Here is a 14,210-nt window from a genome sequence, read left to right as displayed (position 1 = left end):
CTATTTACCCAGAAGCTGCCGCAACGCTTCTATAACTGCGTGGTTTTCCGTCTCCAGCCCGATGGTCATGCGCAGGCAGGTTGGCAATCCATACCCCGCAACCGCCCGCAATAACAACCCCTTCGCCGATAAATACTGTTCGGCCTCCGCCGCTGTTTTCCCGCTGTCCCTGAAATCGATCAGCAGGAAATTACCGACGCTGGGCGTTACCTCCAGTCCCATGCCGCGCAGGCTCTGCGTGAGGATCGGCAACCATTTATCGTTATGCTCCCGTGCCTTCTCGATAAACGCCTGATCGCGGACAGCTTCGACCCCCGCTGCCTGAGCCAGCGCATTGACGTTGAAGGGCCCGCGCACCCGGTGCAGCACATCCGTCACCGCCGCCGGACAATAGGCCCAGCCAAGCCGCAGCGCCGACAGCCCGTATATCTTCGAGAAAGTCCGGGTCATCACCACATTGTCATGGGCCTCGACCAGTTCCTTGCCCGGCCGGTAGTCATCCTTGGTGACATATTCCGCGTAAGCCGCGTCCAGAACCAGCAGCACATCATCCCGCAGGCCCGCACGGAGGCGGCGGACCTCCTGATCGGAAATATAGGTGCCCGTCGGGTTGTTCGGGTTGGCGAGGAAAACGATCCGGGTGCGGTCGGTCACCGCCGCCAGCAGCGCGTCCACATCCGCGGTGCGGTTCATTTCGGCGGCCCTTACCGGTGTCGCCCCCGCCGCCGAGGCGGAAATCGCGTACATCAGGAAGCCATGCTCCGTGAACAGGACCTCATCGCCGACACCGACATAGGCGGAGTTGAGCAGGGTGATAATCTCGTCGGAGCCATTCCCGCAGATAATCCGCGCCGGATCCAGGCCATGAACCTCGGCAATGGCCGCCGTCAATGCCGCCGCGCCGCCATCGGGATAGCGGTGTAACTGCCCAATCATTGCCTCGATCGCCGCGACCGCCTTGGGGCTTGGCCCGAGCGGGGACTCGTTTGACGACAGCTTGGCAACAACGGGGGCATCGCCCGCCTTGGACTTGCCGCCAACATAGGGGGTGATATTCAAAATGCCAGGTTGTGGGACCGGGATAGACATAGGGCAACTCTCAACTTGAGGGATCGACACATTATTTGATGGGAACGGCGTAGGCTCCGAGAATGACGGTTTTAATGAAGCTTTCACCGATCGTTTCGCCAAGGGTGACCAGCCGCGGGTCTGACTTGGAAATGAATTCCCCGATTTCAATAAGATGTAGCCAGTCACCGTCCTTGGTATCAGGGGGCCGGGAATCGGAGCAGAACCCGGGAAGGCCGGCCTTTGTCAGCTGTTCGTTCAGGCGCGCGCGGCTTGGCTCGGATGTTGTCATCACCGCCAGCAGGGTCACATCGTCGCCGGACGCCTCGGGTTCCGCCTGCCCGATGACAAGCGAACTCAAATCCTCAAACCCACCGGCCGGATTGTCGATGAAGGGTAGCGCCGCCAGAATTTTCGGCACATTGTCGCCGCCTTGCGCCAGATGCTGCCACCAGGTGTCCCGCTCCCGGCTCAGCCATGGCAGGACGCCCAGCGTCGCCGGGTTTTCGGAAACCTCGCGCAGGACCACCGACGGCAACTGATGCAGTTTCATCGGGGTGGCGGAGCCAAAATGAAACCGCGCCAGATCCCAGTATCCAACTGATTTATCCGGCGCGGTGATTGAGACGCTATAGGGCCGCTGCATGCCGCCAACGGCGGAAATAAGTTCTCGCCAGATGGCCGCTACGACAGCGGCCGGCAACTTGCTGGAATGAAGACTGAGAATATTGCGAAGGACCGAAGCCTCCCGCCCCGGCCGAAAGGCGAGCGCCTTGCCGTCGCTGCTTTTGGCCGCCGCAATATGTTCAACTATTGCAATTCGCTTTTCCAGAACAGATAACAGCTCGGCATCAAGCCGATCAATTTCCAGTCGTAGCGTGTCCAGTTCATTATTTGTTGTTGTCACGATATTTACCTGAATTACCGGCCCCGTTATTCAAAACAAGGCCATAAAACCCGCCATTTGGCAAAGAATATATTGACAGACCTTGCCCCTCGGCACTAGCTAACAGCAAAGTCATGCAAAACAAAGATTTTTCTATTCCATTTGTACGAAAAGAGTTTCCGTCGTGTCCGTATATCCTCCACATTCAGGTAGTCAGTCCGTTATCCTGGCGGAGGATAAAGCCATGCCGCTCGATTGTGGGACCTCGATCCGCGACGTCAAAATGGCCTATTGCACCTATGGCACGTTGAACGCCGACAAGTCGAATGCGATTCTCGTCTGCCACGCCCTGACCGGAGACCAGTTCGCCGCGAGCAAACAGCCGATCACCGGCAAAAACGGGTGGTGGGACCAGATGATCGGGCCCGGCAAGGTTCTCGATACCGACAAATATTTCATCGTCTCCAGCAATGTTCTCGGCGGCTGCATGGGCACCACCGGCCCGAAAGACATCAACCCGGAAACCGGCAGCCCCTACGGGCTGAATTTTCCGATCATTACCATCGGTGACATGGTGCGCGCGCAGGCCCTGCTTCAGGATTATCTGGGAATTGACAGCTGGTTCAGCCTCATTGGCGGATCTATGGGCGGCATGCAGGTCCTGCAATGGGCCAGCGCCTATCCAGAACGCTGCTTCAGTGCGATTCCCATCGCCTGTGCGGCCCGGCATTCGGCCCAGAATATTGCCTTTCACGAGGTCGGCAGACAGGCCGTCATGGCGGATCCAAGCTGGCAGGGCGGGGATTACTATGACAGCGAGACGAAACCGACCGCTGGCCTCGCCGTCGCCCGCATGGCCGCGCATGTGACCTACCTGTCAGAGGCCGCGCTTCATCGCAAGTTCGGGCGCAACCTCCAGGATCGCGACCGGCTGACCTATGGCTTCGACGCGGATTTTCAGGTTGAGAGCTACCTGCGCTATCAAGGGATCAATTTTGTCGACCGCTTCGATGCGAACTCCTATCTCTATATCACACGCGCCATGGATTATTTTGATCTGGTCGAGGATCACGGCGGATCGCTCGCCAATGCCTTCCAAAAGACGCCAACGCGCTTTTGCGTTGTCTCCTTTTCCAGCGACTGGCTGTTCCCAACTTCGGAAAACCGGGAGATCGTTCATGCGCTCATCGCCGCCGCGGCGAATGTGAGCTTTGTCGAAGTGGAAACCGACAAGGGCCATGATGCCTTCCTTCTCGACACCCCGGAAATGTTCAAGACCATTCAGGGCTTCCTGCAATCAAGCGCGAAAAGCCGGGGGTTGACCGATGAATGAGCAGGAAAAATTTATTCCAAAGCGGGACATTCGTGTTGATTGGCAGCTGATCGCCGAAATGATCAAGCCGGGCAGTCGGGTACTCGACGTTGGCTGTGATGACGGGCAGCTGCTCGCCCATCTAACGGAGACGAAAAATGTCGACGGGCGCGGCCTTGAGCTGAGTCAGGCCGGCGTAAATATCTGCGTCGCCAACGGCCTGTCCGTCGTTCAGGGAAATGCCGATACCGATCTCGGCTTCTATCCCGACGGCGGGTTCGATTATGCGATCCTCAGCAAGACCCTGCAGGCCACCCATCAGCCGCATGTCGTCCTTGAGCAACTCCTTCGGATCGGGCAGCGGGCCATCGTCTCTTTTCCCAACTTCGCCAATTGGCGGTGCCGCAGCTATCTGGCGTTCAAGGGCCGGATGCCCATGACCCATTCGCTCGATACCCCGTGGTATGAGACGCCCAACATTCATTTCTGCACGCTGAAGGATTTCACTGCTCTCTGCGGCAAAATGGGCGTCACCATCGAGCAGACGGTCATTGTCGATGCGTCGGGGAAGGTCATGACCCGCACAAACTACGGGGCCTTTGCTAATTTATTCGGTGCCGATTGTATTTTTATGCTGTCCAAGAAAAAGGCCTAGGGTCCAGCCCTCAACCCTTTTGCGCTAGACATTCAACCAGATCACTCGCGAGATTGGTCATAAGTGTCCCATAAAGCGCCGGACCCGCTTGCAGGCCTATTCCGAGCGGATCGAGAGTCCCAAGCCTGATCGGCAGCCCCTCGGCCACGGTGCGCACCAGCTTGTCATCGAACTGCGGCTCACGGAAGAGGCAGACGGCACCTGCGGCGGTGATTTTTTCGCGAATCTCCTGCAGACGGCGGGCGGAGGGCGGCTGATCCGGGTCGATTGTGATTGAGCCAACAGCGGTCAGCCCATAGGCCCGCTCGAAATACGCATAGGCATCGTGAAAGACGACAAAGGGCCGCGCCCTGACCGGTGCAAGTTTCTGTTCAAGCGCCGCATCCAGCTTTACGAGCCGGGCCTCAAACGCGGCCGCGTTGGCCGCGTAGATCGCCTTGTTTTCCGGATGGATTTGGGTGAGTTCCGCCGCGATGGCCGCGACCATTTTCTGCGCATTGCCGATGGCGAGCCAGACATGCAGGTTATCCTCCCCATGCGCATGGTCTTGTTCTTCACCATTATGGTGGTCTGCCCCATGATGGTGGACATCCTCATGGTGGTGCGCATCCCACGCGCCGCCCTCGCGAAGCGGCAGGATATCAATGCCCGCCTTTTCCGCGAACGCATATCTGCGCACTCGTGGCGGCAGTGCTGCCAACGCATTATCCAGAAAGGTTTCCATCGCCTCATCGACATAAAAAACCACCGATGCCTTCTGCAGTGCCCGGATCTGCGAGGGCTTCAGGGAAAATCCATGTGGTGAGGCGATGCCGTTTACCAGCAGGACCGCCTCTCCCGTATCGCCCATCACGCCCTGAACGAGTGAATGGAGGGGTTTCAAGGTCACGACCACATCACCCGTTTCCGCGGCGGCGGCCGGCCCCGAAGCCAGGAAGAGGGTAAGAAGGGCAGCGAAAAGACGGCGCATTGTCGGGTCCTTATCGGGTTGTGTGATAGAATTGGCTTGCGAAAGACCGCGAATGTTATATTATAACATAACGTTGTCAATTACTGATTTGAGCCTTCATGCATAACTGCGATCAACATAGCGACTGTGTCGAGGAGGCCCTCAGGCGCGCGGACAATATCTGCGCCGAGCGCGGCCTGCGTTTCACCCAGCAGCGCCGAAAGGTTCTGGAACTTGTCTGGGAAAGCCACGGCCCGGTCAAGGCTTATGACATCCTTGATCGGCTAGACAGCCGCATCGCCGCCATCAAGCCGCCGACCGTCTACCGGGCACTTGATTTTCTTGCCGAAAACGGCCTCGTGCACCGGCTCGACAGCCTCAAGGCCTTCATCGGCTGCAGCCACCCGCTGAAACATCGCGAATGTTATTTCTTGATCTGCACCGATTGCGGCGAGGCGAAAGAATGCTGTAACAGCGAGCTGGCCGACGTGATCAACGAAACCAGTCATAACAACGGCTTTCGGGCCGAGCATACCACTCTTGAAATTACCGGCGAATGCCGCGACTGCCGGGATACGCATTAGACGATGACCGATCTTTTATCCGCCCGCCATATCGGGGTTGTCCGCGAAGGCCGGTCAATCCTTACCGATGTCTCGCTGAGCGTCGGAAAGAGCGATTTCATCACTATCATCGGCCCCAATGGCGCTGGAAAATCCATGCTGCTCAAATGCATGATGGGATTTTACCGGCCCGATGAGGGCGAGATTATCCGCCGTAAAGGCCTCAAAATCGGCTATGTCCCGCAACAGCTCGTCGCCGATCATACCATTCCGATCCTGACCCGCCGGTTTCTGACCCTGCGCAAGAAAGCCTCGAAATCCGCGGTGGCAGAAGTTGCCGGGGAAACCGCCATTACCGATATTCTTGACAAGCCGTTGCATGTACTTTCGGGCGGGGAACTGCAACGGGTGCTGCTCGCGCGGGCGCTGCTGGACGATCCGGAGTTGCTGGTCCTTGATGAGCCGGCGCAGAATCTCGATGTCACCGGCCAACTCGCCTTTTACAAACTGCTCGATCGTATCTATGCCGATCGCAAGGTCAGCATCCTGATGGTGTCTCACGATCTGCATCTGGTGATGTCAAGCACGCGGGAGGTTGTCTGCCTCTATCATCATGTCTGCTGCTCGGGCAAGCCGCATATGGTGGCGCGCGACCCGGAGTTCATCTCATTGTTCGGCGAAGATATGGCGCGCCTGATGGCCGTCTATAACCACAGCCACGATCACAACCATACTCATGATCATAATCTGGGCGACGGGCACAGCGACAGCGACGGGCATTCCCATGATCACGGGCACGACCAGTCGCACGGCCATGCCCATAATTCTGCGGGAGAGCCCCATGCTTGACGAATTCGTCCTTCGCGCCCTCGCCGCCGGGATCGGCGTCGCCCTTATTGCCGGGCCGCTCGGCTGTTTCGTCGTCTGGCGCCGGATGGCCTATTTCGGCGATTCCCTTGCCCATAGCGCGCTGCTCGGGATCGCGCTCGGCCTGCTGTATGGTCTTAACATCAACCTTGCAACCATTATCATCTGTGCCACTTTTGCCATGCTGCTGGTCTGGATGCAGCAACGAAGAGTGCTGGCGACCGATACCTTGCTTGGCATTCTCGCCCATGCGGCGCTGTCAATCGGCATGGTCGCGCTCAGCTTCCTCGATAATGCCCGGTTTGATCTCTACAGCTATCTTTTCGGCGATATCCTGACGGTGCGGATCAGCGATCTTTACTGGATTTACGGCGGCGGCGTGATCGTCATCGCCCTGCTCGTGTTCAACTGGTCGTCCCTCACCCTGATGACCATCCATGAGGACCTGGCGCGCGCCGAGGGCGTCAATTCCGTCTGGAGCAATATCCTCCTGATGCTGCTGATGACTATTGTTGTCGCCGTCTCCATCCGCATTGTCGGCATCCTGCTGATCACCTCGATGCTGATAATCCCGGCCGCAACCGCACGCCAGCTTGTCACCTCCCCGGAGGGCATGGCAATCTGGGCAGCAATTCTCGGTTTGCTGGCTGTTTTTGGCGGCATTTTCGGCTCGATCGAGTTTGACACCCCGTCCGGGCCCAGCATCGTCACCACCGCCGCCGCTCTCTTTGCCCTCGTTTCGCTCGTGGTGGCGACCCGCCGGAGTTCCGCCGCGATAAAATAACCGGGTCCAGATATGGACATTGCCCTTTTTTTGGGGTTTGTTAGGTCTTCCAAAAACAGCAGCCAGCTTGACGAGGGTTAAATGACGGCATCACAAAAAACGCGGACCGGCGGCGACATTCTCGCCGATCAACTCGCCCTGCAGGGGGTGGATACGGTTTTCTGCGTACCCGGCGAAAGCTATCTCGCGGTCATTGACGGGCTCTATAACCACGCCAACGCCATCCGTATGATCAACACCCGCCATGAGGGCGGCGCGTCCAACATGGCGGAGGCCTACGGCAAGCTGACCGGCAAGCCGGGCATCTGCATGGTCACCCGCGGCCCCGGCGCGACCAACGCCGCCATTGGCCTGCATACGGCCTTTCAGGACAGCACACCGATGATCCTGTTTGTCGGGCAGGTCGCCCGCGATGCCCTTGACCGCGAGGCGTTTCAGGAAATGGATTACCGCAAGGTCTTTGGTGAGATGGCGAAATGGGTGGCGCAGATTGACGATGCCCGCCGTATTCCCGAATATATCAGCCGCGCCTTCCACACCGCGCTCTCGGGACGGCCGGGGCCGGTGGTGCTGGCGCTGCCCGAAGACATGCTGACCGACGATGTCGTCACCGCTGATATCAGCCGCGCCGCCAAGGCCCCTTCCATCGCCCCGGCCACCGACGATATGGCAGATCTGGAAGCCCGCCTCAAGGCCGCGAAGCGCCCCTTCATGATTGTTGGCGGGGCAACCTGGACGCAATCCGCTGTTCTCGATATTCAGGCTTTCGCGGAAAACTGGGGCATTCCGACAGGGGCCTCGCTCCGTTCGCAGGACTGCTTCGATAACCGCCATCCCAATTACGCCGGGGATGTCGGCATTGCTCTCAACCCCAAGCTGGCGGCGCGCATCCGCGAGAGCGATTTATTGCTGGTCGTCGGCCCGCGCCTCGGTGAAATGACAACTCAGGGCTATACCCTGCTGGGCCTGCCGGAGCCGGAGCAGGATTTTGTCCATGTCCATCCGGGCGTCGGCGAGCTTGGCCGCGTTTATCTGCCCGATCTTGCGATCAACGCCCGGATGCCGGAATTCGCGCGCGCCGCCCGCGCTCTTGGCGCCGATAAAAGCGCCGAGCGGGAAGAGCGGGTCAAGAGCGCCCATGCCGATTACCTCGCCCGTATCCAGCCGACCGAGGTGCCGGGACCGGTCAATATGGGCCGAATCGTCGCCTGGCTGAATGAAACCCTGCCCGAGGATGCCATTGTGACGGCGGGCGCGGGCAATTACGCCGTCTGGGCGCATCGCTTCTTTCAACATAAAATGTACCGCAGCCAGCTGGCGCCGACCAGTGGCGCCATGGGCTATAGTGTGCCCGCGGCGATCAGCGCCAAGATCACCGAGCCCGGGCGCACCGTGGTCAGTTTCAACGGCGACGGCTGTTTCATGATGCTCGGGCAGGAACTCGCCACCGCCATGCAGTTCAATGCCGCCGTGATCTTCCTTGTCGTCAATAACGGCATGCTCGGCACCATCCGCATGCATCAGGAACGGCACTATCCCGCCCGCACCTATGCGACCAATCTCGCCAATCCAGATTTTGCCGCCCTCGCCCGTGCCTATGGCGCGTTCGGCGAAACCGTGCGCCGGACCGAGGATTTCGAAAGCGTGTTCGCCGATGCGGTGAGCAGCGGAAAGGCAGCGGTGATTGAGATCATTGTCGATCCGGACGCCCTGACGCCGGATCAGACCCTGACCGCTGCCCGGGCGCAGGGGGAGGCAACGCAGACGTGACCAACAACAATTCAGCCTGAATAAAGGGAGGCAGCGGCATGATCGATCTTTACACTTGGGGCACGCCGAACGGGCGGAAAATTTCTATCCTGCTGGAAGAACTTGGACTTGAATATACGGTGAAACCCGTCGACATCACGTCGGGAGACCAGAAATCCGATGCTTTCACCGCGATTTCCCCAAACGGGCGCATCCCGGCGATTTTCGATCAGGATACCGGCATCCGGATGATGGAATCTGGTGCCATCATGCTGTATCTGTCCAAAAAGGCGGGCGGCAAACTTGTTCCGACGGACGAAACCGCCTACTGGCAGATGATGGAATGGCTGATGTGGCAGATGGGCGGCCTCGGGCCGATGTGCGGACAGGTCCATCATTTTGTCCGCTTTAACCCCGGCAAAGCGCCCTATGCGGAGGAGCGTTTCCTGAATGAGGCAAAACGTCTTTATGCGGTCCTCAATGACTGGCTCGGCGAACGCGATTATATCGCCGGTGAGTATAGTCTTGCCGATATCGCGATCTGGCCCTGGATTTCCCGCTTTGAATGGCAGACAATTGACTTGAACAGCTATCCGCGCATTAAATCGTGGTATGAACGGATTGCAGCGCGGCCGACGGTGCAAAAAGGATATCATATTCCCAAATTTATTCAGGATATTCCGCGCGCCGATTGATGATATATAATCACCGTGAATTCCGGAACGAGCCTCTTGCCATTAAGACATAATAAATTTCCGGAATTTATATTGTTTGTGAAGTTTGCCAGCGTATTTAATTTATATCCTGAATAAGAGAGCAGAATTTACCCATGGATGGATTATTTGTCGGCGAAGGCACTCTTCTTGTCCAATGCGCAGAAGAGTTCGCCCAAACTGGTGGAAAGATTGCTGGTATCCTCAGTCATGAGCCGCGCGTCCGCGCCTGGGCCCAGGCGGAGGGATTTGCCCTGTTTGAACACCCGGAAGATCCCGGCCTCGCAGATCTATCCTTTGACTATCTTTTCAGTATTGTCAACCTGACAATTTTCCCCCATCACCTTCCAGTCCAGCCAACACGGATGGCTATTAATTTCTTCGATGGACCGCTGCCAAAATACACTGGGATCAACGTCACCTCATGGGCAATCCTGCAGGGGGAAACGGAGCATGCGGTCACCTGGCATGAAATGACCGACAAGGCCGATACCGGTCGCATTGTCAAAACACGGTCCGTACCCGTCGCCGCCGATGAAACCTCCATGACCCTTAATGCCAAATGCTACGAGGCCGGGCTCGCGTCCTTCGCTGAGCTGGTCGCGGAGCTGAAAGAAGATCGGATATCACCGGTCGCCCAAGGGACGGAGCGGCACTGGTATGACCGTGACAAGCGGCCGGAAAATCTCGGGACGCTGGACTTTACCGCCCGCGCGGAGAGCTTGTCGCGGCTGGTCCGCGCCCTTGATTTCGGCACCTATGCCAATCCGCTCGCCCGGGCGAAGCTCTGGACCGGGCGCGACATGGCGCTCATTGGCAGTCTGAGCATTGAGACCCAACCGGCCAGTGGCCCCTCGGGGCAAGTTGTTGCCCTCGGCCCCGATAGCCTCACGATAGCCGCCAACGACGCCGACGTGACATTGGGAAATTTGCAGGACCTTACGGGCGCCCCGCTTGCGCCAGAGGGTCTCGGCCTGACAGTCGGCATGCAGCTGCCGTCGTTGCCGCCCATGCCAGAGCAACTGGCAGAAGCCGCGGCGCGGGCTGAGGATTATTGGCGGCAGATGCTCTCTCAGGTACAGCCACCGCAATCCCCCTATCCGGTCAATCGCGATGTTGGCGACGGGGCCATGACAGCACCCGTCGCCGTCGACCAGTCACTCACCGCCGATCAGGCAGCCGCCGGATTGCTCACTTAGTTCGCGCTTCTGACCGGCGCAGAGACCGTCTCCGTCGCTTATGATGCGACGGAAGCGCTCCATCCGCTGGTTGCGGGCCGCCAACTCATCACCCTTTCCCTGAACCCGGCGGATAGTGCCGATGCGGTTCAATCGCAGTTTGACCAGATAAAAGCCGCGGGCATCGCCGCCGGGCCGCGCAGCGTCGATCTCATCTCGCGCCTGCCCGATCCGGCGGACCGTGACGTCGCGATCCGGGCACTGGAAATCGCCGTTAGCGACCACAGTGGCACGGATATTGACCTGCTCGGTCGCCGCAAACTTGTCCTTGCGCTGTCCCCCGCACCCCGCCTGATTGCCCAAAAAGGGCTTTATAATGAAGATATTCTGGCCGCGATGGGCGAGGATCTTGCGCTATTTCTGGATGCGTTCAGCACTGAGGGCACGACGCCGGTAAAATCCCTGCCGCTCGCCCGCGAGACGGGTAACGAGACCGGCATGTCCTGCATGGGTATCGATTATCCACGCGACAGCCGGATGCATGAGGTGATCGCCGAGCAGATTGCCAAAACACCGGACGCCGCCGCCCTTGAGGCCGACGGCGAGATTTTAAGCTATGCCGACCTCGACCGCCGCACCGATGCGCTGGCGGCGGCACTCGCGGCCCGCGGCGCGGGTCCCGGGACTGTCGTCGGGCTGTGCCTTGGCCGGTCTGCCAACCTTATTATTTCAATGTTGGCGATCCTGAAAACCGGGGCCGCCTATCTTCCGCTCGATCCGTCCTACCCGGCGGAGCGGGTCAGCTTCATGATTGAGGACAGCGCCGCCCCGCTGATCGTCGCCAGCCCGGAGACAGAGAATAAGTTCCGTCTCGATCGCATCAAGGTCATCTATCCCGAGGCAACCAACGGCCCGTTCACGGCGCCCGCGGGAACGCCCGCCGATCTTGCCTATCTCATGTATACCTCGGGCTCGACCGGCATTCCCAAGGGCGTGATGCTGACCCATCGCAATATCGTCAATTTCTTTACTGGAACCGACCTCACCGTGCCCCATGACGGCAAGGTACGGCTGCTGGCCATTACCTCGGTCTCTTTCGATATCTCGGTGCTGGAAATATTCTGGACCCTTGCGCGGGGGCATACGATCGTCCTGCAGACGGATGGCGCGGCCTCGACGCCGGTACCCGGGTTCAGCCTGTTCTATTTTGCCTCAGAAGTTGCCGGCAGCGGCCCCGAAGCCTATCGCCTGTTGCTTCAGGGCGCGAAATTCGCCGATGAAAACGGGTTTGAGGCGGTCTGGACACCGGAGCGGCATTTCCACGCCTTTGGCGGCCTCTACCCGAACCCGGCGGTCAGTTCCGCGGCAGTAGCCTCGATGACGAAAAATATCGACATCCGCGCCGGATCCTGCGTTCTGCCGCTGCATAACCCGATCCGGGTGGCGGAGGACTGGGCGTTGGTCGACAACATTTCGGGTGGGCGCGCCGGAATCGCTATCGCCAGTGGCTGGCAGCCCAATGACTTCGTCCTGCAACCGGAGAATTTCGAGAATCGTAAGGATATCATGCTCGACGGTATCGACATGCTGCGCAGGCTATGGGCGGGCGAGAGTGTGCCCTTTCCCAACCACAAGGGCGAACAGATTGAGGTTTCCACCCTTCCGCATCCTGTCCGGGGTGAGATTCCGCTTTGGATCACAGCGGCGGGTAATCCTGAAACTTTCGCCGTCGCAGCCGAGAAGGGCTGTTATGTGCTGACCCATCTGCTGGGCCAGAAATTCGAAGATGTCGCTGAGAAAATCCGCGCCTACCGCACCACCTGGCGCGACGCCGGACATCCGGGCAGCGGCAAGGTCTCGCTGATGCTGCATACCTTCGTCGGGACGGACGAGGATACGGTGCGCGAAATCGTGCGCGCGCCAATGAAGGAATATTTGAAAAGCTCCGTCGATCTGCTGCGCCGCGCTTCCTGGAGTTCGCCGACCTTCATGCAGAAGGCCGAGACAACCGGCCTCACCCCGCAGGAAGTGTTCGAGAAGCAGGAACTGACCGTGGAAGAGACCGAGGCCCTGCTCGACCACGCCTTTGAGCGCTATTACCAGAGCAGCGGCCTGTTCGGCACGCCGGAAAGCTGTCAGGAGATTGTCCGCAACATCACCCGCATGGGGGTTGATGAAATCGCCTGCCTGATCGATTTCGGGGTCGATACCGATCTGGTGCTGGAGCATCTGAGCTATATCAACGAGTTGAAGAATAACCTGCTAGCCGAGGGCGGCGTCGCCCGTCAGGCGTCGGTTGCGGAGCAGATCAGGACTCATGATATCACCCATTTTCAGTGCACCCCGTCGATGGCATCCTTCCTTGTTGCCGAAGCGGCCGGACGCGAGGCACTCGGCAAGCTGGAGGTGATGATGGTTGGTGGCGAGGGCTTCCCCCCCGATCTCGCCCGCAGCCTGCGCCAGAATCTCAAGGGCGTGCTTCTGAATATGTATGGCACGACGGAAACCGCTGTCTGGTCGTCCGTTGCCCGGCTCGACACTGTGGGCGAAACCATCCCGCTGGGTGACGCGATTGCCAATACTATCTATTCCGTGCGCAATGCCCACGGACAGGCGCTGCCGAGCGGCGTCGCGGGCGAACTCTGGATTGGCGGCGACGGGGTCGCAGACGGCTACTGGAACCGCCCCGAACTGACCGCCGAGCGGTTCCTTGATACATCCGAAGGCCGGTTCTATCGCACTGGTGATCTCGTTCGCCATATGCCGGGCGGCGCCCTTGAATTCCACGGGCGGCTGGATAACCAGGTCAAGATTCGTGGCCACCGGATCGAGCTTGGCGAGATCGAGGCGGCCCTCGGCTCCCTGCCGGAGGTCAAGGATGCCGCTGTCACGGTGTTCGAAAGCGGCGCCAGTGACAAACGACTCGTCGCCTTTGCAACGGCGGCACCGGGCCAGCGCATTGATCCCGCGGCCATCCGCAAACAACTGGGCACGCTATTGCCCGAATTCATGACCCCGTCGCAGGTTGTCGTCCTCGATGTGATGCCGCAGACCCCGAACGGCAAGATTGACCGCAAGGCCCTGCCGCAACCGCATGCGCAAGCTGCTGCGACCGTGCAGACGCCGGAAAGCGGGACAGAGACAGAAATCTCGAAAATCTGGTGCGAGGCCCTCGGGCTGGCTGAGGTCGGGGTTACAGATAATTTCTTTGACCTCGGCGGTCATTCCCTGCTGGTCGTCCAGGTTCAGCGGCGGCTGAAGGAATTATTTGGCAAGGAGATCGCCATCACCGATATGTTCAGATTCTCGACCATTCAGGCGCTTGCCCGCCATCTTGACGGCGATAAGTCCGGGAGTTCGTCGGCAGCGGCCCAGCGCGGCGCCGACCGGGCAGCGGCACGGCGGACACGTATTGCGCGGCGAACCGGGACTCCTGTATAATGGCCGGACACATGCCGAAATGGCAATCTGGCAGAAATGGAATAA

13 protein-coding genes are annotated in these 14,210 nt (G+C 59.2%); 9 read left to right on the top strand and 4 right to left on the bottom strand.

Annotated elements, in window-relative coordinates; translation table 11 throughout:
• Together hisC and ACESNI_RS15655 are read right to left on the bottom strand one after the other, a co-directional pair.
• Complete coding sequence (hisC, locus tag ACESNI_RS15660) at window positions 1-1,089, bottom strand: histidinol-phosphate transaminase (RefSeq protein WP_373088662.1); 1,089 nt, start codon at window positions 1,087-1,089, stop codon at window positions 1-3.
• 31 nt (window positions 1,090-1,120) lie between these two features.
• Complete coding sequence (locus ACESNI_RS15655; RefSeq protein ID WP_373088659.1) at window positions 1,121-1,975, bottom strand: chorismate mutase; 855 nt, start codon at window positions 1,973-1,975, stop codon at window positions 1,121-1,123.
• Window positions 1,976-2,138: 163 nt separating this feature from the next.
• Here ACESNI_RS15655 and ACESNI_RS15650 point away from each other — a divergent pair, with 163 nt between their 5' ends.
• Window positions 2,139-3,287, top strand: coding sequence for a homoserine O-acetyltransferase (locus tag ACESNI_RS15650; RefSeq protein ID WP_373088656.1), 1,149 nt, complete (start codon window positions 2,139-2,141; stop codon window positions 3,285-3,287).
• Window positions 3,280-3,921 (top strand): methionine biosynthesis protein MetW, encoded by a 642-nt coding sequence (metW, locus tag ACESNI_RS15645; protein WP_373088654.1) that lies wholly within the window; start codon window positions 3,280-3,282, stop codon window positions 3,919-3,921. The genes ACESNI_RS15650 and metW overlap by 8 nt, the downstream gene beginning before the upstream one ends.
• A 10-nt stretch (window positions 3,922-3,931) precedes the next feature.
• On the opposite strand, the gene ACESNI_RS15640 is transcribed toward metW, so the two are convergent.
• A complete protein-coding gene (locus ACESNI_RS15640; protein ID WP_373088652.1) occupies window positions 3,932-4,891 on the bottom strand; it encodes a zinc ABC transporter substrate-binding protein in 960 nt (319 codons plus the stop codon).
• A gap of 98 nt (window positions 4,892-4,989) precedes the next feature.
• Here ACESNI_RS15640 and ACESNI_RS15635 point away from each other — a divergent pair, with 98 nt between their 5' ends.
• The 6 genes from ACESNI_RS15635 (at window position 4,990) to ACESNI_RS15610 (ending at window position 10,745) form a co-directional block, all read left to right on the top strand.
• Window positions 4,990-5,454 (top strand): Fur family transcriptional regulator, encoded by a 465-nt coding sequence (locus ACESNI_RS15635; protein ID WP_373088649.1) that lies wholly within the window; start codon window positions 4,990-4,992, stop codon window positions 5,452-5,454.
• A gap of 3 nt (window positions 5,455-5,457) precedes the next feature.
• Window positions 5,458-6,282 (top strand): ATP-binding cassette domain-containing protein, encoded by an 825-nt coding sequence (locus tag ACESNI_RS15630; protein WP_373088647.1) that lies wholly within the window; start codon window positions 5,458-5,460, stop codon window positions 6,280-6,282.
• Window positions 6,275-7,084, top strand: coding sequence for an iron chelate uptake ABC transporter family permease subunit (locus tag ACESNI_RS15625; protein ID WP_373088644.1), 810 nt, complete (start codon window positions 6,275-6,277; stop codon window positions 7,082-7,084). The genes ACESNI_RS15630 and ACESNI_RS15625 overlap by 8 nt, the downstream gene beginning before the upstream one ends.
• An 81-nt stretch (window positions 7,085-7,165) precedes the next feature.
• Entirely contained in the window at window positions 7,166-8,854 is a 1,689-nt protein-coding gene (locus ACESNI_RS15620; RefSeq protein WP_373088642.1) for a thiamine pyrophosphate-binding protein, read from the top strand.
• Window positions 8,855-8,892: 38 nt separating this feature from the next.
• Entirely contained in the window at window positions 8,893-9,528 is a 636-nt protein-coding gene (locus ACESNI_RS15615) for a glutathione S-transferase family protein (protein WP_373088639.1), read from the top strand.
• Window positions 9,529-9,662: 134 nt separating this feature from the next.
• Window positions 9,663-10,745, top strand: coding sequence for a formyltransferase family protein (locus ACESNI_RS15610; protein WP_373088637.1), 1,083 nt, complete (start codon window positions 9,663-9,665; stop codon window positions 10,743-10,745).
• On the opposite strand, the gene ACESNI_RS15605 is transcribed toward ACESNI_RS15610, so the two are convergent.
• Window positions 10,704-11,087 (bottom strand): hypothetical protein, encoded by a 384-nt coding sequence (locus tag ACESNI_RS15605; RefSeq protein WP_373088635.1) that lies wholly within the window; start codon window positions 11,085-11,087, stop codon window positions 10,704-10,706. The genes ACESNI_RS15610 and ACESNI_RS15605 overlap by 42 nt on opposite strands.
• Before the next feature lie 33 nt (window positions 11,088-11,120).
• Between ACESNI_RS15605 and ACESNI_RS15600 the strand changes: the two genes are divergently transcribed.
• Entirely contained in the window at window positions 11,121-14,165 is a 3,045-nt protein-coding gene (locus tag ACESNI_RS15600) for a MupA/Atu3671 family FMN-dependent luciferase-like monooxygenase (protein WP_373088633.1), read from the top strand.
• Window positions 14,166-14,210: the final 45 nt, after the last annotated feature.

Source organism: Sneathiella sp., from assembly GCF_041689005.1.
In the GTDB taxonomy this organism is placed as follows: domain Bacteria; phylum Pseudomonadota; class Alphaproteobacteria; order Sneathiellales; family Sneathiellaceae; genus Sneathiella.
This window is presented reverse-complemented; position numbering and strand designations above follow the sequence as displayed.